The sequence below is a fragment of the Lysinibacter cavernae genome (assembly GCF_011758565.1).
GTDB lineage: Bacteria > Actinomycetota > Actinomycetes > Actinomycetales > Microbacteriaceae > Lysinibacter > Lysinibacter cavernae.
In genome coordinates this window covers 72,152-95,525 of record NZ_JAAMOX010000002.1, presented here as the reverse complement: position 1 = coordinate 95,525, position 23,374 = coordinate 72,152, and the positions used below count along the sequence as shown (strand labels likewise).

The window sequence follows — 23,374 nt, the reverse complement described above, 5'->3', positions numbered from 1 at the left end:
GGACTCTGAGTGACTTGCGTGCTTTGCTGGAGCCATGTCGACTGAAACCGTGAACGCGTCGCAGCATCCGCACGAACCCCACAGGGAAGGAATCGCCCAGCGACTCAACTGGCTCCGCGCCGGCGTGCTCGGGGCAAACGACGGTATCGTCTCGGTCGCTGCGATTGTTGTTGGCGTTGCGGGCGCGACAACGGCATCTGGGCCGATCATCACCGCAGGGGTCGCCGGGCTCGTTGGCGGGGCAATCTCGATGGCGCTCGGCGAATACGTTTCGGTGAGCAGCCAGAGTGACAGCGAGCGGGCGCTCATCGAAAAAGAGCGTCAAGAGCTCCGCGATATGCCAGAGGAAGAACTTGCTGAGCTTACTGGTATCTACGAAGCAAAAGGCCTCTCGCCCGAAACAGCACAAGCCGTCGCCCGGGAGCTGACTGCGCATAACGCACTTGAAGCTCACCTTTCGGCGGAGCTCAACATCAACGAATCGGATGTCGTGAGCCCCTGGCACGCGGCTGGGGCCTCTGCCCTTGCGTTTACGGTTGGCGGGATTCTTCCATTTCTCTCGATCTTGCTGCCGCCAGAAGGTCTCCGCGTCCCGATAACCTTTGTGGTTGTGCTGCTTGCGCTCGCCCTGACCGGGGCTATCGCGGCGAAGATTGGCGACAGCCCAGCACATAAGTCGGTGCTTCGCGTTGTGATTGGCGGCGCAATAGCGCTTGGAGCAACCTTCGCGATCGGTAGCCTGCTCGGCACGTCAGGTGCCGTCTAACCGGATTTACAGTTCCACCAGCGGTGCGAGGGTACCAGTCCTTTTGGACGCAGAAAGTTTTTTTGGCAGCGGCGTACAACGCTCGACAAAAAACGGTCTCTAGAGGTAATCATCAGTGATTTCCAGTGTGTTAGGGGAAACTAGCGCGCTGTCTCATGCAGACATCCGTTGGGGGATATCGTGAATCAGAATGCTTTGACGTTGGGCGCGCCCGCCGTCCAACACAAACACCGCGGCCGTGTCGTGGCACTCGCCATGGGACTTATTGGCGTCTTGCTCGGTTCGTCCGTTGGCACCGGACTTCAAACAGCCAACGCTGCGGTAGGGGCCGTCAGCGATTTTGGCGTTTCCGTCAGCTTTGATGGCACGGGGCCGTTTGACGCGGATGACGCAGCCGGCCACGACAGTTCAGCAAATAACGGCATCGTGCGATCGAACGATCAGGTTGAGTACCTGCTTGCCTCGTCGTATTCGGCCAAAGGCGACATCTCATACAGCTCAACGCTGCCGGTCGGCATGGAGTGGGACAGCACCGCAACAGCCGCGAGCGTGTGCAACGTTGCCGGCTCGCTGAGCGCCGATAAGCGGACGTGGACGTGCGTGCGTAACGTTGACACCGGGACAGAATCATTCAAGGTACGCGCATGGGTGACCTCGGCTGGAAACGGTTCCGTCGTCGCTCCAGTATTTGCTGCAGCGGCCCTGTCCACAACCGCGCCCGGCGTGACGGTTTCGGCCGAGGCGAAGACCGAGATGCGGGTGTTCGGCTCCTCCGCCACATATCCTGTCACGCATCTTGGGCAACCCGGTGTGCGGCAAGATATCCATGTGCTGGTTGGTGCCACGTTGCCGGCGGCTGGCAATTTCAAAGGATACGAAGCAACCCAAACTTCGTTTTCGTTCAGAGTGTCTGTTCCCGAAGGAGCTATTCCCACGAACGGCTATGTGACAAGGGGCGCTGGCACGGTATCCGTGACGCAGCCTGGCGGACCAGGAAACGACCTCGTTGTGACGGTTGCCGGAACCCGGGGCGATTTTATGGAGGTTGTCACGGCACCGGAGACTTCTGCTGATTACCGGACCAGCGTCCAGCCTGTAATTACGGTGTGGACGCCCTTTGATCCCACCGTTCCTGTGAATGAGACTGTTTCATTATGGAACATAGTTTCTGGTTTTGACCCGGTTTCAACGAGTGGGGCATCGAACTTTGGAGATGGATATGCTCCTGGACAGAATCCCGACTACGTCTGTCCTGCCAATACTTCCTATGCAGCTCAGCTTGCCTGTCTCAGGCAGCCCATTCTGCGAACGGAAACGAGTGACTTGCGTGGAACAAACGGCGGTGCTTGGGCAAATCGAGGCACCTATCTTTTCGGTGATCGGCATGGTTACACTCAGGGCGAAGAGATTCTTGTCCCTGGTCAACTATTTGATGCGCTCGCGGGAATGAGAAATGCACCGTCTGCAGGTGCGGCGGTGCATAACTCGTGGGGCGTTATGACATGGGACCCTGCACTTTTCACCCTTGATAGCACGCCGAAAGGTATGTTTGCGGGGTATCGAGGAACGATTGATGCGCTATATAACCACGCTGCGACCGTGTATGTCGCGGCTGCCGACCAACGGATTGAATATACTGACCATGCGTTCGCCGATGACTCGGAAAGAAAGACAACTGATCCAGCATCCGTTCGCTGGGTAAGCGATCCTGCTCAGCTTGTTGGGGGATTTTCTTCCGTGTCCGGTATCCGCTACACCTATTTGTCGGACCTTGAGCCAAACACAGCCGTTGGACTTGTAGCCCCGCTTCGTCGAAGTGATTCTGCCGTATCGAGGAGTCTTCTCAAGGGTGCAAATGTGCCGTGGTTTTGGCAGTTTGGTTCTGACGAAACTCCACGCACAGATTCGAACTACAACGGTCAGTCGGTGAGCGTCACTGGCGGTAGCGTTCGCGCTGCGGACGCACTCATCAGATCAACAGCCGTGTGGGAGAGTGCATCTTCCGCTCCAGGGCAGGTGAGTACTCTAACGGTTACGCCGATAGTGGTCGGTCCCGTTGGGTCGATGACCGCCGGTGTCGCCCGCGATACAACCATTCGGGTGACGATGTCCTCCGTCTGCGCCGAGCCGGTTTGGGATGCGGTGGTCGAGCTGCCCGGTTATGCCTCGCACGTTCCAGGCGACGCCGGCGCTGACGGGATAGCCTGCACACCCGACGACGGCACCCCCGCCAGTATTCTCTTCAACCTTGGCGACGTGACAGCACCGAGTGGGGCCGCAGGGCCTGGTATCTTCCAGGGCCATGCAACCGCGTTGCCCGCAATCGCTATTCCCGTCCTTCAGTCGGTACAGACCCCGTCAGGAACCATCCACACGGCGACGACCGTCGTGAGGTCGTCAAGTGATATGTCGGTTGAATCATACGAAAACACAACGGGAGCAACTGCGTCGCAAAAGGCCCAGGACCGCACAGAAGTCTCCACAATTGTGGTCAACGGCGTTGCCGCATTTGAGGGAAGCAAAACCGCGGTCACACGAGTTCCTGGATTTGCCGATCCAGACGAAGAAATGAAATATGTCATCTCCTGGGGGAACGGAACCTCCGACCCCGTTGGCGTAGGAACCTTTGTTGACCTCCTGCCGTATAACGGAGATTCGCGCGGGACAACGGGTTTGCCGGCATCCGGGTTTACCGTGATTGAGGCGTCCGCCTCGACCGCAAACCCGGCCGTGATGGGTGGCGTTCGTGTTGAGTTCACGACGGAGCCGTCGGAGCAGATCGCAACCGAACTTGCCAGAACCAATAATTCGGACGGGGCAACCGGCGTCAGCTGGCAGATGGGTGAGATTCCCTCAAACGCGACGGCCCTTCGGTTTGTGACCGATCGTCCGATCAGCCCCGGCTACACGGGTTCAGCAACCATCACGCTGAAGGCGTCAGGTCTGGCCGTTGGCGGTTCGCTCATGAACGACATGTACGGAAAAACCGCGCCCGTAAACGGCGATGAGAACTCGGTCAAGCGCATTATCGCCGCAGCGAAGGTGACTCTTGCCTCGTCCGCAGGGGCGATTATGGGAAGCGTATTTGAGGACACCGATTACGACGGTGTACTTACCGTGTCTGACCCAACGTTTGCCAGCGGGGCAATGTCGCTGCGACTCTCGAGCCCACTCGCGACATACCTGCTGGATATCAGCGCGCTTGGCACCTTTGAGGTTCCCGCGATGGTGCCTGGCGAATACACCGCGTCGATTGTTGCGCCCGGATGGGATTGGGTCTCGCCAGACACGATTACCGCCGAGCTCGGCGTCGAGTTGACGGGTCTCGATATTCTGTTCCGCAAGGCGATCGCTTCGCCGGTTGCCGTGAATGACGAGGGGAGCGTTTCGCGCGGTTCAACCGTGGTTGTGGATGCCAAAGCCAACGACACCTGGACCTCCCCTCCCGTGGTCGGCACAGAAACGACGGCCGGCATCACCACACCGGCCGCCTACGGAGCCGCCACAATGGATGCCAGCGGCTCGGTGACCTACGTGGCCTCTGCGGCCTGGCCAGCGGCATTTGCCGGTCAGCGTGTGTACACCGACACCCTGGCGTATACCGTGACGAATTATCTCGGCGTGACCGCAGAGGCAACGGTGACGATCACGGTGTTTGCCCTTCCGGAAGCGATGGCGGATACCGCAACGATTCCGGCAAATACCGCGACTGCCGTTGACGTGCTTGCAAACGACTCAGGCTCAGGCATTGCGCTGAGCGGCACCCCGTCGTCTTCGGAGCCAGGAGTGAGCATTACCTATCGCGGTGATGAGCTGAGCGTTGACGCGAGAGGCTACGAATGGGCAGCAGATGAGACCGAGCTGACAGTCGACGTGAGCTACGAGATCCGTGATTCCTTTGGGAAACTGAGCGGCACAGTTGCAACCGTGACGGTTGTGCGCGCCCCCGTCGTCTCTGACGATGCCGACGAGGTCCCCTCTGGCGGCACCGTGACGTTCGCGCCGGACATCCTCAATCCCTCGACGGTTGCCGCTGACGGATGTGTCGTGTCGAGTCAACCAGCGGCGGGGACCGTCATTCTTGATCCTAAGGGGCACGCCGTGTTTGACGCTGCCGGTGTTGACGCTGGAACCTACACCTTTGAGCTGACGGTGACCGATAGTTTTGGTCAGCAGACGACGGCGACCTACACGGTCACCGTGTACGCGGGGCTTGCCGGGGTTGACGACGCATTTACCGTCGCCTCGACCTTTGAGACTGTTATCGACCCCCTCGCGAACGACGACGGTGAGGGGCTGACGCTCACCTCCCTTGCAGGGAACGCGATCCTCGACCGCGGAATTGTCACCTACGTTCCAGACCCCAATCGTTCGTGGGGCGACGGCGAGCAGAGCTACGAAGACCTCGTCACCTACGTGGTAACTGACGGCAGGGGGCTGACCGCGACGCAGACGATCACGCTCACAGTGATTCGTGCTCCGCAGGGGCTCGACCGGCACCTGACGGTGACCCCCGACGTTGAGCGCATCGCTTTTGACCCCATCGGTGAAGCGAAGGGCACCAACATCCAGATGCTTGAGGACTCGTCGCTCCACGCGGAGCCAGCACACGGAACGGTGACGTTCGAGAACGGGTTTGCGACCTACGTGCCGACTCCAGGTTTTGCCGGTGAAGACAGCTTCACGGTTGAACTGAGGGACGCTCTCGGTCAGACCGCCATCGTCACCTACAGTGTGACGGTCGAGGCCAAACTGCCCATCACGCCCCCGACAGCCTCAGAACAGCCAGGCCCTGGCCACGAACACACAACGGAACCGTCTGCTGACTCATCTGCGCCGACCGCACCTGAGACGCAGAAGGGCCTTGCGGTGACCGGAAGCGAGGAACCCATCCTCGGTTGGTCGCTGCTGTTTGTATGTGTCGGTGGTCTGCTGCTCATCGCTCGGCGCGTCGTGCGGCTGCCGGAGAAGGGGAAACGGCCAACGGAATGACGGATCAGGGTAACGCTGACGAAAGGAAGCAACGGGCAGAGCCTGGCGGGAACACGCCAGCCGATTTTGTTGACGACGCTGCGCTCCTTGCCGCGTATCGTGACGGAGACTCGTCAGCACTAGAGACGCTCTACGAGCGGCTCTATGGCATGGCTGTTGCCCATGCGAGGCGCTACGCTACGCATGGGCTTGAGGCCGAAGACATCGTTTCCGAGGCGTTTGCCAAGGTCATCAACGCCATCCACGGTGGAAAAGGACCAACGGCGTCCCTGTGGTGGTACCTTGTCACCGCGATGAAAAGCGTTGCGCTCAGGCCAAACGCCGATGCCGCTCAATCGGTTGCCGTTGAGCCAGACACCCTTGAGTTTCTCTCGGTGCCGCAGGACGTACCGCTTGGCGACGCCGTCATGCATCCTGCCGTTGTTGACGCCTTCAACCACTTGCCAAAACGCTGGCAGGAAGTGATCTGGTATCGGGAGATCGAGGGCCTGTCGCTCAACGAGGTTGGCGAGGCGCTCGGCATGAATCGAAACGCGGTCGGCGCCCTGCTCAACCGTGCCCGCACGGGGCTGCGCACCGGGTATCTCAGCGCCCTCGCGTCGGACAATGCGCCGGAGGAGTGCCGTCCGTTTACCGCGATGCTCCCAGCCTACGTCGCAAACGATCTGAACGAGCCGCTCAAGCGACGCGGGCTAGAGGCACACCTTGAGCGCTGTGAGGTCTGCACTACGAACCGCGCGGAGCTTTCGAACGCAACAACTCGGCTTTCTGGCGCAATCATCGCCGGGGTTCCGGCGCTCTTTGTCCTTCCGCACGCGTCGCTCGTGGCATCAGGTACCGAGGCTGCTGGTTCGATATTTGGTCATGGCGCCGTGAGCGCGAGGGCCATCGGATGGTCGGTTGCGTCGTTTGCTGCCGCGGCGACAATGGTTACCGCCATCGTGTTGACCTCAGGCAATGCGGGCGCCGATCCCTCAGTTTGGCAAGACGAAACCAGTTCCGTCCCCTCCGTGACAACGGTGGTGCGGCAGTCAGAGCAGTCAACGCCTCCTGGACAGCAGGGTGACGGTACACCAACGGAGTCGCGTGGTGAGCGTGCATCTGCGCCGGTTGCTGGTGAGCCGGATCGCCTGATGCTGTGGGAAGCGCCAACCAGCGGCGGCGTCTGCAAAATGTTCTTTGAGCCTGCGCACGACGGCGCAATGGCGTTCTTTGAACAAACAACAACAGGAACTGGGGCGTGCTCTGTTGAGGTTTCGCGCCCTGGCGGGTTTGCTGTCACTCTCGATTCTTCAGCTGGGCTCCAGTTGGTGCACGCATCGACCGCGGCTGAGTATCGTTTTGCTGTGACCACCGACGTGGCCGAGGCCGAAACCTTCGTGTTTCGTACCGTTGAATCGGATCTGAACTAGCTCAGCTGCGCAACGAGGGAATCCACATATTCGGGGGAGAGGATGCGCTGGGTCACCAGTATTGTTGCGCCAACCGCGCCGGCAAGTTCGCCGGTGTTGGCCTGAACAATGGTGAGTCGCTGGGTGGCGAGCGGCGTCGAGCGCTTATAGACAACTTCCCTGACGCCGGCGAGCAGGTGTTCCCCCGCATGGGAGATGCTGCCGCCGATGGCGATTACTGAGGGGTTGAGGAGGCTGACGATCCACGAAAGCGTTTCTCCGAGCTCGCGTCCGGCCTGGCGAGTAGCCGCGATCGCCTCTGGCGAGTTCGCGCGAACCAGCTCAACCACGTCTTTGGAGTTTCGGGCGGGAACGCCGTTTCGGGTCAGGTGCTCCGCGATCGCCGTACCGCTCGCAATGCCTTCGAGGTCGCGTTCATCGGTTGGCTCGCGCAGCGAATCGGCGCTGTATGGAACCGGCACGTGCCCGATATCGCCAGCAGACCCCTGGGCTCCCCGTTGCAGTTGGCCGCCGACGATGATGCCTGCGCCAATTCCGGTTGCAACCTTGACATAAATGAAATCGCTCGCGTGGGTCCACTCCGTTGCGTGTTCGCCGAGCGCAAGGATGTTCACGTCATTATCAACAAGCACGGGTACGTCAAACGTCCGCTGAAGGTAGGTGGGGATATCGAATCGGTCCCAGCCAGGCATGATCGGCGGGCTGAAGGGGCGCCCGCTTGAGAACTCAACCGGACCAGGCACGCCGATCCCGATGCCCATGAGCGACGCCGGGTCAACGCCGGAAGCCCCGAGGAGGGAAGCGATCGAGGCGAGAACCCAATCGAGGACGGTCTCTGGCCCGTCTGCGATGTTGATCGCTGTCCGTTCGGTGCCGAGGGTGGTGTGTGCGAGGTTGGTGAGGGCAACGATGCCGTGGGTCGCGCCGAGTTCAACCCCGATGATGACTCCGGCTTGCTCGTTGAACAGGTACTGCACCGGTGGGCGTCCACCAGTTGAGACGCCGGTGGTGTGCTCTCGAAGCAACCCAAGTTCGAGCAACTGCTCGATGCGAGCCGTGACGGTTGAGCGAGCGAGCCCTGTGAGGGAAATGATTTCCGCTTTGGTGCGCGCGATACCGTCGTGCATGGTGTGGAGCAGGTCTCCGGCACCGGATTGGCTTGGGGAGATCCCCACCTGTGTCAGCATGCCCTCATTAAAGCACGGGAGGCGCGCTTTTTGATGTCACTTTGGTGAGTTCCGGCTCGAAGGAAGCCGCAAAAGCCAATGAATTAACCAAAAGATTAATAAATATTCAATACTTTTGCTTGCTAGTGAACAAAAGTCAGACTAGGTTGGCAGTATCGATACACCCGATCGACGCCGCTCAAAGGAGAGTCAATGGTTCAGCCCGTCACTTCACTCCAGCTGTACACGCTGCGAGAAGCCCTCGAACACGATCTTGCCGCAACGATTGCGCGCGTTGCCGAGATCGGATTCACCGCAGTGGAGCCGTACCGGTTTGTTGACCGGGCCGATGAATTTGCTGCCGCGCTCACGCAGCACAGCCTGAACGCACCAAGCGGGCATGCGCCCCTGCTCTCCGAGAACCAAAACGACATCTTCGAGGCGGCCGCCAAGCTCGGCATCGGAACCGTCATCGACCCGTTTGTCCCAGAAGAGCAATGGACAACTCGATCGGGCATCGAGCAGATCGCTGCCGGTCTCAACGCCGCCGCAGCCGTTGGTGCAACGCACGGTATCTCGGTTGGTTACCACAACCACTGGTGGGAGGTCGAGACGATCGTAGACGACCGCCGCTCAATCGAGGTGCTCACCGATTTCCTTGACCCCTCGGTTGTGCTTGAAATTGATACCTATTGGGCGCAGGTTGCGGGGGCAGATGTCCCACAACTGCTCCGAGACCTTGGCAGTCGCGTGACCTTCATTCACATCAAAGACGGCCCAGCGACGCGCGAACCAAAAGATCAGGTTGCGCTTGGCCAGGGAGTGCTCCCGCTTCACGAGATCTTGGCGGCGGCCGGCTCCCTTACTGCGCAGGTCGTTGAACTCGACGACACCAGGGGCGACATGTTCACCGCGGTTGCCGACAGCTACGCATACCTCAATCAGATTGGGGTGAAGTAACCATGGCAGCTCAGCACCCGGTTCGCGTTGGAGTGATTGGCGCTGGCGTCATCTCGAAGACCTACATCGAAAACCTCATCTCGTTTCCTGACATCGAGGTGGTCGCAGTTGGCGACCTTTTCCCAGAAGCCGCCGCCGAACGGGCAAAGGAATTTGGCATCGGGAGCAGCGGCGACGCCGAAAGCGTCATCAATCATCCGGATGTTGAACTCGTAATCAATCTCACTATCCCGGCCGCCCACGTTGAGATTGCGCTCGCCGCCATCGCGCAGGGCAAGCACGTGTGGAGCGAGAAGCCGTTCTCGCTTGACAGGGAGAGTGGAGCCCAGCTCCTCGAAGCCGCCGAACGTGCTGGCGTGCGCCTCGGCTGTGCCCCCGACACCTTCCTCGGCGAAGGCCTGCAAACGGCGCTCGCGGCCGTTCAGCGAGGGGACATCGGTACCCCGCTCACCGCGCTGACTATCCTGCAGAGCCCTGGCCCCGAGTCATGGCATCCAAACCCAGCGTTCCTGTTCCAGTACGGGGCTGGCCCGCTCTTCGACGTTGGCCCGTACTACCTCACGACCCTCGTGCAGACGTTTGGCGCGATTGAGAAGGTTGCTGCGGTGACCTCGCGATCACGCACTGAGCGCATCATCGGTTCCGGGCCCCGCGCCGGCACCAGTTTTGAAGTGACCGTGCCAACTCACGTCTCGGCCCTCACCCAGTTTGCCGGCGGAGCGAGCGCCCAGAGCGTTTTTAGCTTCGACTCTCCTCGGGTCAACATGGGCGTGTTTGAGGTCACCGGAACCGAAGCCACCATCGCGTTCCCAGACCCCAACAACTTTGACGGCGAGATTCGCCTGTGCAAAGCGGGGGAGACCGACTGGCAGACCATTGCAACCGTCGCCGAGAAATCGAGCCGAGGGACAGGCGCGCTTGACATGGCGAGGGCCATCAGAGAGGGCCGCGCCCACCGCGCAACCGGAGAGCTTGCTTACCACGTTGTTGATGCAATGACCTCGATCACCGAGTCAGGTGAGCTGGGCGAATTTGTTCCTGTCACGAGCTCAGCGCCGCGCTCGGAGCTGCTGCCCGCCGACTGGGACCCACGAGCAGCAACCCTCTAACCCCGGTATCTCCCGCCTGCGCGGAGGCGATCACCACCCACATCACCACAACCAACACCACAACCCTGCACCAAGCAGAACTGATCACTCAACGAAGAGGACATCATGGCAACACATCGGAAATCTGGCTGGAAAAAAACACTCGCCCCGCTCGCCCTACTGGCGACGGCGACACTGCTGATGAGCGGATGCTCGGGAGGCGACGGCGGCGGTGGCAGCACTGACGGCGCATCCGGCGGGGAAATCACCTACTGGGCATCCAACCAAGGCACCTCCCTAGAAGACGATAAGAAGCGCCTCGAGCCAACGCTCAAGCGTTTTGAGGAAGAAACGGGAACCAAGGTCAACCTCGAGGTTATTCCGTGGTCAGACCTCTACATGCGCATCCTGACCGCCGTATCGAGCGGCGACGGCCCCGACGTGCTCAACATCGGAAACACCTGGGCCGTCACCTTGCAGGAGACGGGTGCGTTTGAGCCGGTTGAGGGCAAGCTCCTCGAGGCGGTTGGTGGACAGGATCGCTTTATCCAATCGTCGTGGGACACCGGTGGAAAGAAAGGTGCAGCTCACACGTCGGTGCCGCTCTACGGCCTCGCTTACAACATGTACTACAACACCAAGCTGTTTGAGGAGGCCGGTATTACTGAGCCTCCGGCAACCTGGGAAGAATTCATCGAGGTTGGCAAGAAGCTCACGAAGGACACCGACGGCGACGGCACCATCGACCAGTGGGGCTACAGCGGGGCAGGCGCTTCGCTCTCCGACAACTCCCACCAGGCATTCGCCAAGGGCCTGCAGCACGGCAGCACGCTCTTCACCGATGACGACAAGCCACAGTTTGCGGCAGACGGCATCGTCCAGGGTGTGAACGACTACGTCAGCCTCATGGCAGAGCACAAGATCATGTCGCCCTCCGACGCCGAGCTCACCGACTCAACCCCGGTTGTGACCAACCTCATTGATGGAAAGGCCGCAATGATCTTCAATCAGAGCCCCATCAAGAACTTCGAAGCTCGTGACTTTACCGACTGGGGCGTGGCAATGGTGCCAATGATTGACCCGCTCGCCGCAGGGGGAGAGCCCATCGTGAGCCACGTGGCTGGCATCAATCTCTCCGTGTTCAAGAACGCGAAGAACAAGGACGCCGCAATCGACTTCGTTGGCTTCCTCACGAGCACCGACGAGCAGATCGCCCTCAATAAGACGTTCACCTCGCTCCCAGTGGTGACGGATGCCTACAGCGATGAGGCCTTCCAATCGGAAGAGGTCAAGCTCAAGCAGCAGACGCTCGAAAACAACTCGGCACCAATGCCTCTCGTCTCCTCCGAGGGCCAAATGGAAACACTCGTTGGGACCGCGCTGAAGGACCTCTTTGCAAAGGCCACAACAGGGGCGGTATCCGAAGCGGATATCACAAAAGCCCTGAGCGACGCCAACGACCAAATGTCTGCGGCAATCGGCTAACAACGGTTGTTGAGGGGCGGCTTGGCCTGGCTGAGCCGCCCCTCTCACCAGAGGAGGAATTGTGTCGCAACCAACTGTGGTCGCCGGTCCACCGGAAACTGACCCGCCAACCAAAACACCCCCGTCGCCCCCAATAACAGCTGACGACCAAACCCCATACGTGGTCGAAGAACCGCGCAAACCAAAACGTTCGAAACTCGGGTATGCGCTTGTCGCCCCCGCAGCGTTTATGGAGCTGTTCATCCACATCATCCCCATGCTCCTTGGGGTCTGGATCGCCTTCCTCGGTCTCACCCAGCTCAACATCACCAACTGGACAACGGCGCCGTTTGTTGGGCTCCAGAACTTCATCAACGGTCTCGACCCTCGCGGCACGATCGGGCAGCAGTTCTTTGAGACCCTTGGCCGTACGCTCCTCTACACGATTATCGTTGTTGGCCTGTCGTGGGTGCTTGGAATGGCGGCAGCCGTCTTCCTCAACTCCGCGTTCAGGGGGAGGGCAATCCTTCGCACCTTCTTCCTCGTGCCATACGCCCTTCCCGGTTTTGTGACCACAATCGCTTGGGCGTTTATGTTCAACCAGCGAGACGGCGCCGTGAATCAGGTGCTCGTTGATACGCTGCACCTCTTTGGCGATGATCGGCCGTTCTGGCTGCTTGGTAGCAACTCGTTCATCGCGATGATCATCGTGAACGTTTGGCAGCTCTGGCCGTTTGCGTTCCTCATGCTTATGGCTGCGCTGCAGACCATCCCGAGTGAGGTCTACGAAGCGGCATCACTCGACGGCGCATCGCTGTGGAAGCAGTTCCGTCGCATCACGCTTCCCATGATCAAACCCGCCAACGCGATCTTGCTGCTGGTGACGTCGCTGTGGACGTTTAACCAGTTCAACGTTCCCTACGTCTTGTTTGGGCAGAGCTCACCAAAAGAAGCGACGCTGCTGTCTCCGTTGATCTACCAAAACTCCTTTGTGTCGTGGAACTTCGGTCTTGGCGGAGCGATGAGCGTGCTGCTGCTCATCGCCCTCCTCGGGGCCTCGCTTGTCTACATCCGCCTCGTCTTGAAGAACTCGGGAGAAGACAATGATTGAGACGCGTAACTTCCGAATCGCGAGGGCAATAGTCCTCACCGCCCTCAGCATCTTTATCGCGGTGCCGCTCTACGTCATCCTGAGCACGTCGTTTAAGCCACTCAAGGATGTGTCAGGCGTGTTCAGGTGGATCCCTGAGACGCTCACCATCCAGCCATATATCGATATGTGGACAACGGTGCCGCTCGCGCGGTACTTCTCCAACAGCATCATCGTGACGGTGACGGCGACCGTGCTCTCGGTCATCATCGCGGTGCTTGCGGCGTACGCGGTTGCCAGGCTGAGCTTTCGTGGTAAAAAACCGTTTACCCTGATCGTGCTCTCGACGCAGATGTTCCCTGGAATACTGTTCCTCCTCCCGCTGTTCCTCATGTTTACGCAGATCCGCACCTCAACAGGGCTGCAGCTTCAAGGCACCCTCGGCGGACTCATCGTGACCTACCTCACCTTCACGCTTCCCTTCGCGATCTGGATGCTCTCTGGTTATTTTGCTGCCATACCGGCGGCCCTCGAAGAGGCGGCCATGATCGACGGAACCTCCCGGCTTGGCGCGCTCTGGCACGTGGTGCTTCCCGTTGCAAAGCCGGGCATAATTGCGGTGGCCGTGTACTCGTTTATTACGGCCTGGAGCGAGGTGCTGTTTGCCTCGGTGCTGACTAACGAGTCAACCAAAACGCTCGCGGTTGGGCTTCGTGCGTATGCCAGCCAGAGTGACGTGCTGTGGAATCAGCTCATGGCGGCATCCGTCACCCTGTCGTTGCCCGTACTTATCGCCTTCATTCTCGTGCAGAAGCACCTGGTCGCTGGTCTCGCGTCTGGGGCCGTCAAATGACCGGGGCGGTTGAGGGCGCAGGCTATGGCGTTGCCATGGTTGGCCACTCGTTCATGGGTCGAGCCCACTCGCACGCGTGGGGAGCGGTCAGCGGATTTGCTGATGTTGCCCCCGTCCGCAAACAGGTGCTGGTCGGTCGGGATCTTGGCCGCGCATCCGCAGCCAGAGAGAAACTCGGCTGGGCAGAAGTCTCGACGGATTTTGAGGCGGTGCTGCGGAGGGACGACATCCAGATCGTTGATATTTGTGCGCCGGGCCACCTCCACGCCGACTACGCCATCAGGGCCCTCGACGCAGGCAAACACGTGCTCGTGGAAAAACCCCTGGCAAATACGCTCGCCGAGGCAGAACTCATGGCGGCCGCTGCTCGATCAGCGGCCTCGCGAGGCGTCAGGTCGATGGTCGGATTCAACTACCGCAGTATCCCGGCGCTCGCGGAAGCCCGTTCGCTGATCGAAGGCGGGAGACTCGGCGAGATTCGTCAGATTCGGGTGAGTTATCTCCAAGATTGGCTGGTGCGCGAAGACGCACCAATGACCTGGCGTCTGCGAAAGGAGACGGCGGGATCAGGCGTGCTTGGCGACCTCGCCTCGCACGCCATTGATCAGATCCGTTTTCTCACGGGAGATCGAGTGAGTAGCGTTTCTGGCACGCTGAAAACGTTTGTGACCGAGCGGCCAGGCCCAAACGGTCGAGAGCAGGTGACCGTGGATGATGCTGCCTGGGGAGTCTGCACGCTCGTTTCCGGCGCAATTGCCTCCGTCGAGGTTTCGCGCTGCGCGACAGGAGCAAAAAACAGTCTCAGCATCGAGGTCTTCGGCTCACGAGGCGCGCTTCGGTTTGATCTTGAGTCGCTCAACGAGCTGTGGTTTTACGATGCCGACCTGCCAGAGCGGGAACAAGGATTTCGACGCATCCTTGTGACCGAACCTGAGCACCCCTTCCTCAGCAACTGGTGGCCAACGGGCCACATTCTCGGGTGGGAGAGCTCCTTCATTAATCAGATGGGGCAATTTCTGCAGTGTGTTGAGGGAGACAGGAACCCGTCGCCGAGCTTTGACGACGGCCTCGCGACGCAGCGAGTACTTGACGCGATTGCGTTGAGCGCGCAAGATCACAGCAGAACGGTTGCCCTGACCGACCCCGCCGCGGAGCACACGATTGGAACGCTATGACCACCACCCAACCCGTCACACTGTTTACCGGGCAGTGGGCAGACCTCCCGCTTGAAGAGGTCGCAAAGCTCGCAAGCTCGTGGGGCTACGACGGCCTCGAAATTGCCTGTTCGGGCGAGCACCTGAACGTCTGGCGCGCGATTGACGAGCCAGATTACCTGCGGGGGAGACTCGACATCCTCGACTGCTACGGCCTGAACGTGTGGGCAATTTCCAACCACCTCACCGGGCAGGCGGTCTGCGACGACCCGATCGACTTTCGCCACCAGGCGATCGTTGGCAGCAAGGTGTGGGGCGACGGCGAGGCCGAGGGGGTACGGCAGCGCGCCGCGGAAGAGATGAAGCTCACCGCACGGGTCGCGCGCATGCTCGACGTTGACACGGTTGTTGGCTTCACCGGCTCAAAGATTTGGCAGTATGTTGCGATGTTCCCGCCGGTCGGCGCAGACGTGATTGAGGCGGGCTTTGAAGATTTTGCGACGAGGTGGAACCCCATCCTTGACGCGTTCGACGCCGAGGGCGTGCGCTTTGCCCACGAAGTCCACCCGAGCGAAATTGCCTACGACTACTGGTCGTCGCAACGCGCCCTCGACGCGGTTGGGCACCGTCCCGCCTTTGGCTTTAACTGGGACCCAAGCCACATGATGTGGCAAAACATCGACCCGGTTGGCTTTATTTGGGACTTTCAAGACCGCATCTACCACGTTGATTGCAAAGACACCCGGCTTCGCCCGCAGAACGGGCGCGCTGGCGTGCTCGGCTCGCACCTCCCATGGGGAGACCCGCGGCGCGGCTGGGACTTCGTCTCAACCGGTCACGGGGACGTGCCGTGGGAAGATTCCTTCCGTGCGCTCAGAGCAATCGGGTACGAGGGGCCCATCTCTGTTGAGTGGGAGGATGCGGGTATGGACCGCCTTCACGGAGCCAGCCAAGCGGTTGAATACGTGCGCTCGCTCCTGTGGAAGCTGCCAGAGGGGTCCTTCGACGCGGCGTTTAGTCACCAGGACTAGTCGAACGAGTGCGTGTGTGCGCCTGAGTAGCGGGCTGACAAAGTTACACTGTCAGAGGTCACAGCTAGTCTGAAGACTTGACCTATGCCGGTTTCGGCATCCCCCTATTTGCGCACACGGCCGGGTGTGTGCGCTGTCTATTCACCGCGTGTAAATTCGCCGCCGGGCCAAGGAGGCCCGACTCATGTCATCACTCTCAACTCCTGCAACATCGGCCTCCCAACACAGTGGGCCAGCACGAAAGCTCGCCCTCTACACGCTGTTCCTTGCATCGTTCATGGAACTGCTCGACGCCACAATCGTGAACGTTGCGCTTCCAGAGATCGAGCTTTCGCTCGACGCTCAGGGCGCAGAACTGCAGTGGATGGTTGCCTCCTACACGCTCGCCTTTGCTATCGCGCTCATTACCGGCGCCCGCATGGGCGACCTGTACGGGCGCAAGAAGCTCTTCATCGGGGGCCTGATCGGGTTTACGGTCTTCTCGGCGCTCTGTGGTCTTGCGGTCAACCCCGAAATGCTGATCGTTTCTCGTGGCCTGCAGGGCTTTGCAGCGGCAGCCATGATTCCCCAGGTGCTCGCGAGCATCCAGGTTATGTACAAGCCATCCGAACGCGCTGGTGCCGTTGCCGGATTCTCCGCGCTGGCCGGCATCGCGGCGGTTTCCGGTCCCATCGTCGGGGCTCTGCTTACCGAGGCCGACCTCTTCGGCTGGGGCTGGCGCAGCATTTTCTTTGTGAACATCCCGGTCGGGCTCATCGCCATCGTCGCGGCCTTCAAACTCATCCCGGAGTCTCGCGCGCCTGAGCGCCACCGTCTCGACGTTATTGGCGTCATCATGCTCGGGGTTGCACTCATCGCGGTGCTCTACCCACTCACAATGGGCCGCGAAGAAGACTGGCCAACCTGGACCTTCGTCTCGATCGCCCTTGGGCTTGCGCTGTTTGTTGCGTTCCTCATCATCCAATCGCGCAAGGAACGCCGCGGTGGTTCACCGCTGATCAACCTGTCGCTCTTCCGCACTCGTTCGTTTGCGATGGGTCTCGCGATGCTTGCTCTCTTCTTCATCCCGATGAGCGGTTTCTTCCTGATCCAAACGCTGTACCTGCAGCTTGGGCTCGGGTTCACCATCCTCGATGCCGGGCTTGCCATGATCCCGTTCTCGCTCACGGTGCCGATCTTCGCGGCGCTGTCGGCGACGGTGTTCGTGAAGCTCATCGGCCGCGCGGTTCTGCAAATCGCACCGGTCATCCTTTCCGCAGGCTTCTTGCTGCTGGTCTGGGCAGGCAACACGCACGGCACCGCAACAACCTGGCTCGAACTGCTTCCCGGGCTTGTTGTTGCCGGAGCCGGATTCGGAATGGTCGTCTCGGCGATCGGCCTGTTTGTGCTCTCAGAGGTTCCGCTGCGTTTTGCGGGCAATGCTTCCGGGCTGTTCAACACGGTGAACCAACTCGCAGCCGCAATCGGTGTTGCCGTTATCGGCACGATCTTCTTCGGCTACTTCGATTCTTCGATGGCCGAGAGCGCCGCGTCCATCAGGTCGCAGGCGGATGCCGTCGAGGCGAGCTCTGCAGCGTTCCGCGATGCCTTCGAACCGACCATGATCATCATGGCTATCACGATGCTCGGCGCGAGCGTTGCGGCCACGTTCCTGCCCCGCCGTCCGTCGGTGGCCGACCTCGACGAGTCGCTGCCTGTCGACGAGCTAGCGCCAACCGACGCGTGAGCGCCGGCCGGAGAGTTCGTGCTGACCGACGTGTGAGCGCTGGCCGAGGAGTCAGGGCCGGCCTACCCGTTGGGTGGTACTAACCCATCGGGTGGCTGGTCCCGCCGGGTGGCACGAACCCCGTCGGTTGGTCGGCCCCGTCGCGAACTAGACCGCGGCCGCTGAAAGCTCCTTAACCTTGCCGTTTTTCAGGTGCAACCTGCGCTGGGCGCGTTGGGCAACCCACGTGTCGTGCGTGACGAGGATAACCGTGAGGTTGTGTTCCTTCCACAGACCCTCGATAAGCGCCATGATGTCGTCGCGGGTGTCCTCATCGAGGTTGCCGGTTGGCTCGTCGGCAAGCAGCACCGACGGGTTCTTCACGAGGGCACGAGCGATCGCAACTCGCTGTTGTTGACCGCCGGAGAGCTCGGCCGGCAGGTGCTGCATCCGCTCGCCAAGCCCAACGCTTGCCAAAGCATCAGCGGAGCGCTGTCGTCGTTCCTCTGCAGAGACCTGCAGCGGTTCGAGAGCCGTCTCTACATTTTCAAGTGCGGTGAGCGTCGGGATGAGGTTGAATCCCTGGAAAATGAAGCCGATCTTCTGCGCGCGGATTTCGGTGAGTTTGGCATCAGAGAGATTCGACAGCTCCCACTCATCGAGGGTGACGGTTCCACTTGTTGGGCGGTCGAGGGCACCAAGCATCTGCAAGAACGTCGACTTTCCGCCTCCCGTTGGGCCCTGAATTGCGACGAGTTGACCCGAGGGAATTTCGATGGTGACCCCGTCGAGGGCCTGGATGTTTCGGCCTTTCTGGGTGTATGACTTGCTGACATTGCTGAGCGTGTACATAAGGTTCCTTAGCAGCTAAATGATCTGATGGGTGGGTTGGCCTACGCCATGGAGCGAAGCGCCTCAGCTGGGCGAAGCTTTGCGGCACGCCAGCCTCCCGCAGCGCCGGAGATCACGCCGCCGAGGAGGGCGAGGGCGATGGCAACAACGATGATTGTGACGGAGAGCGGTGCCTGAAGGGTCAGGTCGATTGCGCTGGAGGCGGCATCCATCACGCCACCCATGCCACCACCTGGACCGCCGCTCATTCCTTCTGGACCAGTCGTCGACGCGGTTGTCGCCGAGAGGGTTGGCCCGATGAGGTTGATGATTACCACGCCAAGCACGGCAACGACGACGCCGGCGATTGCGCCGATTCCGGCTTGCACGGTGGATTCGCCCGCAACCTGTTTGACGATGCGACCGTTTGACCAGCCGATGGCTTTGAGCGTTCCAAACTCGCGGGTGCGACGGGTCACATTGGAAATGGTGAAGAGCGCGCTGATGAGAAACGCAGCACCGAGCACGAGCACAGCAAGCCAGAAACCGAGCGTACTCAGCATCGATGAGGCGGATGCGAGCGATCCGCTCACGGTCGAGGCAAGATCCGCCTGGGTGTTGACGGTTGTTTCTGGGAGGGCCGCTTCGATGTCTGCTTTGACCTGGCTGATCGCGGTGGACGAACTCGCCTGAACGGAGACGCTGCTGATCTGGTCGTCGAGGCCGGAAAGCGTTTGTGCGGTGTCGAGGGGAATGTATGTGTTTGAGGCGGAATCGCTTCCGGTCGTAGAGGTCACTACGCCAACGATCTCGAAGGAGGTGCCAGCGATGTCATTCGTGTCGCCAACCGATAGCTCTTCGGTCGTGGCGTAGCCGGAGTCGAGGACGACAACATCCTTGCCGTTGTCGTCAGCGCTCAGCATGCGGCCGTCGGTGACCTCGAGGGCAGTGGCGGGGCCTATGTCTGTGCTGCTTGGGTCGAGGCCAAGTACGGTGAACGCGTCAACGCTGAACGCGCTGCCGCCGCTTCCGTCAGGGCCACCCTGTGGCCGGGTTCCCTGCATGTCGCCACCCGTATTGTCTTCCGAGTTTTGTTGCATCTGACTCATATCGGGCAGCTCGCCGTCAAACGTGGTGTTGGTGAGCGAGAGGGTGCCGGTTGCTGCGCTCACATTCTCTACCTCGGCGATGGATGCCAGCGCTGCAGCATCCATGGTGCTTGTGCCTCGTTCTGCCTCAAGCCGCGACTGGTTGACCGTTGTGGTGCCGTCGGTTGTTGCGCCATCCTCCGCCCCAAAGTTGAACATCTGTGGCCCGCCACCTCGCTCACCGTCTTCGCCTTCCCCCGGCGCGGTTGGGGTCTGGCTCACGGTGATGTCGGTTCCGACCCCGTAGATTCCCTGGAGTACGGATGCCTGCGCGTTGCTCATGCCGCTGGATACCGAGTTAACGATGATGACGAGGGCAACAGCGAGGGCCATCCCTGCGGCCACGATGAAGGACTGCTTGCGGCGGCCAGCGAGTTCCCGGCGAAGATACCTGAAATACATGGGGTGACTTTCTCTTGAGCGAAAACGCGGCGCAACGGCGCCCGCAATTCACACGCTAGAGAGCGTCAGTATGAGTAGCCTTGCCCCGGCCTATGGGCAAGCTATGGAATCGAAGATGACCTCTCCTGTTTGATGAAATTTGAGCATTCAATCCACGCATACATGGTGTGTTTTGCAGTATAAAAGCACAGATCGGTGGTAAATTTCGCAATCCGTCTGTGGTGAGACTGATCGAGAACAGAATACGGATAGACTCGAATGGTATTGCGTGAGTTCGCATCGGTTCGAACGTGAGCAGCACCAGTCCGAAAGACCAACCCCTGGATAGTTGATTAAGTAATGTCACAGACCACACGCACCAGTCCGATCCCAAGCGTTGGGCCTTCTCTCTCTCGTTTGGCCGTTCAGTACCCCGTTGATGTTGTCGCTTGGGGAATTGCCCTATCGCTTGCCTCAATTCTGCGCTACGACAATGACTTTGGGCGTATTCACTGGTGGAGCGTACTTGGGTTCTGGGTTTTCGTCTCAGTCGTGCAGCTGGGAGCCGGCTGGTCTACTCACATCTATCGCAAGCGATATTCAACGGGAAGCCTTGACGAAGTCAAGTCTGTTGCCATTTCGACAGTTTCTACGGCCGTTATCGCGTGGCTACCTCTGCTCATTACCGGCACGACCCTGCTTGTTGTGCCACGGAGTATCGTGCCGATTGCAGCGCCAGTCGCGTTCTTGCTGATGTGCCTTGCGCGATATGCTCAGCGGCTCATGCACGAACGTACGGGGGCGAAAAAGCAGGAACGGGAGCGCACCCTTATTCTTGGGGCTGGCTTCCTTGCGAACCATTTGCTGCCTCGTATGAAACACGATCCTGACTCTCGTTACATAGCCGTCGGCATGATTGACGATGACCCGAGCAAGCGTAACGTCCGCTTGCACGGGGTGCAGGTGCTTGGCAACCGAGAAGAGCTCGCTCGAATCGTGGCAGAGACGCGTTCAACCACGCTTATTGTTGCGGTTGCACGTGCCGACGCGCGACTCATCCGCGACGTATCTGATGCCGCAGACGCGCTTGACTTGCGCGTCATGGTCCTTCCCACGTTTGAAACTATTGTTGGTGGTGCATCCGGCCTCTCTGATCTCCGCGACGTATCGATTGAAGACCTCATCGGGCGTCATCCCGTTGATACTCAGATTGACTCGATCGCCGGCTATCTTGTGGGTAAGCGCGTGCTAGTAACGGGAGCAGGCGGGTCGATTGGTTCAGAACTCTGTCGGCAGATTTCGCGGTTCGGGCCGTCTGAACTAATCATGCTCGATCGGGACGAGACCGGTCTGCAATCTGCGCAGATTTCAATCCAAGGCCATGGACTGCTCGATACCCGCGATGTTGTTCTCGCGGATATCCGTGACGCTGAAACGTTGAACACCATCTTTGAAAGCCGTAAACCCGAGGTCGTATTTCACGCTGCCGCACTGAAACACCTACCGATGCTCGAGCAGTATCCCGACGAAGCATGGAAAACCAATGTGTTGGGTACGCTGAACGTGCTCAACGCGGCACGCGCCGTTGGAGTGAACACGTTTGTGAATATTTCAACCGACAAGGCTGCAAACCCGACGAGCGTTCTTGGGCACTCGAAGCGGGTTGCTGAGAAACTCACCGCTTGGGCCGCGGAAGACACCGGCAGAACATATCTTTCAGTTCGCTTCGGAAATGTTATTGGTAGCCGTGGGTCTATGCTCCCGACGTTTACTTCGCTCATTGAAGCTGGCGGGCCGCTCACCGTGACTCACCCCGACGTCACTCGTTTCTTTATGACCATTGCAGAAGCCTGCCAACTCGTTGTTCAGGCAGGTGGAATCGGTCGTCCGGCTGAGGTGCTAATCCTAGATATGGGTGAGCCGGTGCGGATCCTCGATATTGCCGAGCGTATGATTGCCCGCTCAGGCAAAGACGTCGGAATCGTCTTCACCGGCCTTCGCCCTGGCGAAAAGCTCCACGAGGAACTTATCGGAGAGGGCGAACAAGATGCCCGACCGTTTCACCCGAAGATCTCCCATGCTTCTGTTGACACTCTCGCGCCGAAAGGTCTTGACCACGACCGTTGGCTTGAACGCTGCGGATTTACTCCAGAAGATATCGCCCACTTCACAGGAGGCGCACACTAGTGACCGACCGAATTCTGCTGTCATCGCCTGACGTTGGCGAACTCGAAGAAAACTACCTGATCAACGCGTTTCGGTCGGGATGGATAGCGCCCGTCGGGCCGGACCTTAACGCTTTTGAATCGGAACTCGCGGAGCGTGTTGGCGTGGCACACGGAGTCGCCTTGAGCTCAGGAACAGCGGCGCTGCATCTCGCGCTTCTTGGGGTCGGCGTCCAGCCGGGCGACATCGTCATAACCTCAACGATGACCTTCGCAGCAACGGCGAATTCCATCACGTACACGGGTGCTCAACCATATTTTGTTGACTCCGACCCGCTGACTGGCAACATTGATCCCGACCTTGTCGAACAGGCGCTTGAATCGCTCACCCGTGAAGGTAAGCGAGTGGGGGCGTTGCTCCCTGTCGATCTTCTTGGCAAAGCCGTCGACTACACGCGACTCAGCGATATCGCGGCAAAGTACGGCGTTCCTCTTGTCGCGGATGCAGCAGAGTCGCTTGGTGCTTCGCACGGGGGGCGGCAGGCTGGTTCATTTGGCACCGCCTCCGCTGTCTCCTTCAACGGCAATAAAATCATCACCTCGTCAGGTGGAGGAATGTTGTTGTCAAACTCACAGGAGCTTGCTGACCGGGCACGCTACCTTTCGACGCAGGCACGCCAACCCGTTGCCCATTACGAACACACCGATATCGGTTACAACTACCGACTCTCTAACCTTCTTGCTGCCCTTGGTCGGGCTCAACTGAGTCGACTTGATTCAATGATGGCCAAACGTGCCCGCTGGCGGTCGCTGTACCGTGATGCTTTTTCTTCGGTTCCTGGGGTGACCATTTTTGGGGCTGCCCGCGAAGGCGATGATGCTGACGACAACTACTGGTTGACGAGCATCCTTGTTGATGAGGCCGAGGCCGGATGGGCTGCGTCCGAACTCTCTGCGCATCTGACCCTGGCCGATATAGAGAGCAGACCGCTCTGGAAACCGATGCATCTGCAACCCATTTTTGTGGGGGCCCCCTCCCTCACCAATGGAGTTTCGGAGCGATTCTTCGACACCGGTTTGACCCTACCGAGTGGCTCTGTGCTTTCGGAAGAACAATTTGGTCGTGTCTTGACCAGCATCCAGCAGTTCCTTGGCGAGCGCGGGTAAG

The 23,374-nt window shown here is 59.8% G+C and carries 16 protein-coding genes; 13 read left to right on the top strand and 3 right to left on the bottom strand.

All coding sequences use genetic code 11. The features are described 5' to 3' along the window. Positions 1-34 precede the first annotated feature (34 nt). The 3 genes from FHX76_RS09945 to FHX76_RS09935 all read left to right on the top strand — a co-directional run bounded on the left by FHX76_RS09945 (position 35) and on the right by FHX76_RS09935 (position 7,170). Entirely contained in the window at positions 35-766 is a 732-nt protein-coding gene (locus FHX76_RS09945) for a VIT1/CCC1 transporter family protein (protein ID WP_167150551.1), read from the top strand. A 243-nt stretch (positions 767-1,009) separates the two neighbouring features. Beyond that, on the top strand, positions 1,010-5,758 hold the full coding sequence (locus tag FHX76_RS16740) for an Ig-like domain-containing protein (protein WP_167150550.1): 4,749 nt from the start codon (positions 1,010-1,012) through the stop codon (positions 5,756-5,758). After that, positions 5,755-7,170 (top strand): sigma-70 family RNA polymerase sigma factor, encoded by a 1,416-nt coding sequence (locus FHX76_RS09935; RefSeq protein WP_167150549.1) that lies wholly within the window; start codon positions 5,755-5,757, stop codon positions 7,168-7,170. Before FHX76_RS16740 ends, FHX76_RS09935 begins: the two co-directional genes overlap by 4 nt. Here FHX76_RS09935 and FHX76_RS09930 read toward each other — a convergent pair. Next, on the bottom strand, positions 7,167-8,357 hold the full coding sequence (locus tag FHX76_RS09930; protein ID WP_167150548.1) for an ROK family transcriptional regulator: 1,191 nt from the start codon (positions 8,355-8,357) through the stop codon (positions 7,167-7,169). The genes FHX76_RS09935 and FHX76_RS09930 overlap by 4 nt on opposite strands. A 192-nt stretch (positions 8,358-8,549) precedes the next feature. Here FHX76_RS09930 and FHX76_RS09925 point away from each other — a divergent pair, with 192 nt between their 5' ends. From FHX76_RS09925 to FHX76_RS09890, 8 genes are all read left to right on the top strand, one after another. Beyond that, positions 8,550-9,296 carry a sugar phosphate isomerase/epimerase family protein gene (locus FHX76_RS09925; RefSeq protein WP_167150547.1) on the top strand — a complete coding sequence of 249 codons (747 nt, stop codon included), beginning with the start codon at positions 8,550-8,552 and terminating at the stop codon, positions 9,294-9,296. A gap of 2 nt (positions 9,297-9,298) precedes the next feature. Beyond that, positions 9,299-10,405: a Gfo/Idh/MocA family protein gene (locus FHX76_RS09920; RefSeq protein WP_167150546.1), complete on the top strand. Its 1,107-nt coding sequence runs from the start codon at positions 9,299-9,301 to the stop codon at positions 10,403-10,405. Positions 10,406-10,510: 105 nt separating this feature from the next. Next, the gene (locus FHX76_RS09915) at positions 10,511-11,869 is read left to right on the top strand and encodes an extracellular solute-binding protein (protein WP_167150545.1); all 1,359 of its coding nucleotides are present in this window, start codon (positions 10,511-10,513) and stop codon (positions 11,867-11,869) included. A gap of 61 nt (positions 11,870-11,930) precedes the next feature. After that, positions 11,931-12,959 carry a carbohydrate ABC transporter permease gene (locus FHX76_RS16735; RefSeq protein WP_341777924.1) on the top strand — a complete coding sequence of 343 codons (1,029 nt, stop codon included), beginning with the start codon at positions 11,931-11,933 and terminating at the stop codon, positions 12,957-12,959. Beyond that, the gene (locus FHX76_RS09905) at positions 12,952-13,791 is read left to right on the top strand and encodes a carbohydrate ABC transporter permease (RefSeq protein WP_167150544.1); all 840 of its coding nucleotides are present in this window, start codon (positions 12,952-12,954) and stop codon (positions 13,789-13,791) included. The genes FHX76_RS16735 and FHX76_RS09905 overlap by 8 nt, the downstream gene beginning before the upstream one ends. Next, complete coding sequence (locus tag FHX76_RS09900; RefSeq protein WP_243848768.1) at positions 13,788-14,966, top strand: Gfo/Idh/MocA family protein; 1,179 nt, start codon at positions 13,788-13,790, stop codon at positions 14,964-14,966. Before FHX76_RS09905 ends, FHX76_RS09900 begins: the two co-directional genes overlap by 4 nt. Then, a complete protein-coding gene (locus FHX76_RS09895; protein ID WP_167150543.1) occupies positions 14,963-15,976 on the top strand; it encodes a sugar phosphate isomerase/epimerase family protein in 1,014 nt (337 codons plus the stop codon). The genes FHX76_RS09900 and FHX76_RS09895 overlap by 4 nt, the downstream gene beginning before the upstream one ends. Positions 15,977-16,160: 184 nt before the next feature. After that, positions 16,161-17,702 carry an MFS transporter gene (locus FHX76_RS09890; RefSeq protein WP_167150542.1) on the top strand — a complete coding sequence of 514 codons (1,542 nt, stop codon included), beginning with the start codon at positions 16,161-16,163 and terminating at the stop codon, positions 17,700-17,702. Between the two features lie 147 nt (positions 17,703-17,849). Here FHX76_RS09890 and FHX76_RS09885 read toward each other — a convergent pair whose 3' ends face one another. After that, positions 17,850-18,533 (bottom strand): ABC transporter ATP-binding protein, encoded by a 684-nt coding sequence (locus FHX76_RS09885; RefSeq protein WP_167150541.1) that lies wholly within the window; start codon positions 18,531-18,533, stop codon positions 17,850-17,852. A gap of 41 nt (positions 18,534-18,574) precedes the next feature. Then, entirely contained in the window at positions 18,575-20,062 is a 1,488-nt protein-coding gene (locus FHX76_RS09880) for an ABC transporter permease (RefSeq protein WP_167150540.1), read from the bottom strand. Between the two features lie 339 nt (positions 20,063-20,401). On the opposite strand from FHX76_RS09880, the gene FHX76_RS09875 reads away from it, so the two are divergent. Next, positions 20,402-22,228 (top strand): polysaccharide biosynthesis protein, encoded by a 1,827-nt coding sequence (locus FHX76_RS09875; RefSeq protein WP_167150539.1) that lies wholly within the window; start codon positions 20,402-20,404, stop codon positions 22,226-22,228. Beyond that, complete coding sequence (locus FHX76_RS09870; protein WP_167150538.1) at positions 22,228-23,373, top strand: aminotransferase class I/II-fold pyridoxal phosphate-dependent enzyme; 1,146 nt, start codon at positions 22,228-22,230, stop codon at positions 23,371-23,373. Before FHX76_RS09875 ends, FHX76_RS09870 begins: the two co-directional genes overlap by 1 nt. Position 23,374: the final 1 nt, after the last annotated feature.

Coding starts and splice junctions, on each gene's coding strand:
- FHX76_RS09930 (WP_167150548.1), bottom strand. CDS start 8,357: ATGCTGACACAGGTGGGGATCTCCCCAAGCCAATCCGGTGCCGGAGAC.
- FHX76_RS09900 (WP_243848768.1), top strand. CDS start 13,788: ATGACCGGGGCGGTTGAGGGCGCAGGCTATGGCGTTGCCATGGTTGGC.
- FHX76_RS09945 (WP_167150551.1), top strand. CDS start 35: ATGTCGACTGAAACCGTGAACGCGTCGCAGCATCCGCACGAACCCCAC.
- FHX76_RS09890 (WP_167150542.1), top strand. CDS start 16,161: ATGTCATCACTCTCAACTCCTGCAACATCGGCCTCCCAACACAGTGGG.
- FHX76_RS09920 (WP_167150546.1), top strand. CDS start 9,299: ATGGCAGCTCAGCACCCGGTTCGCGTTGGAGTGATTGGCGCTGGCGTC.
- FHX76_RS09880 (WP_167150540.1), bottom strand. CDS start 20,062: ATGTATTTCAGGTATCTTCGCCGGGAACTCGCTGGCCGCCGCAAGCAG.
- FHX76_RS09935 (WP_167150549.1), top strand. CDS start 5,755: ATGACGGATCAGGGTAACGCTGACGAAAGGAAGCAACGGGCAGAGCCT.
- FHX76_RS09925 (WP_167150547.1), top strand. CDS start 8,550: ATGGTTCAGCCCGTCACTTCACTCCAGCTGTACACGCTGCGAGAAGCC.
- FHX76_RS09885 (WP_167150541.1), bottom strand. CDS start 18,533: ATGTACACGCTCAGCAATGTCAGCAAGTCATACACCCAGAAAGGCCGA.
- FHX76_RS09895 (WP_167150543.1), top strand. CDS start 14,963: ATGACCACCACCCAACCCGTCACACTGTTTACCGGGCAGTGGGCAGAC.
- FHX76_RS09875 (WP_167150539.1), top strand. CDS start 20,402: ATGTCACAGACCACACGCACCAGTCCGATCCCAAGCGTTGGGCCTTCT.
- FHX76_RS09915 (WP_167150545.1), top strand. CDS start 10,511: ATGGCAACACATCGGAAATCTGGCTGGAAAAAAACACTCGCCCCGCTC.
- FHX76_RS09905 (WP_167150544.1), top strand. CDS start 12,952: ATGATTGAGACGCGTAACTTCCGAATCGCGAGGGCAATAGTCCTCACC.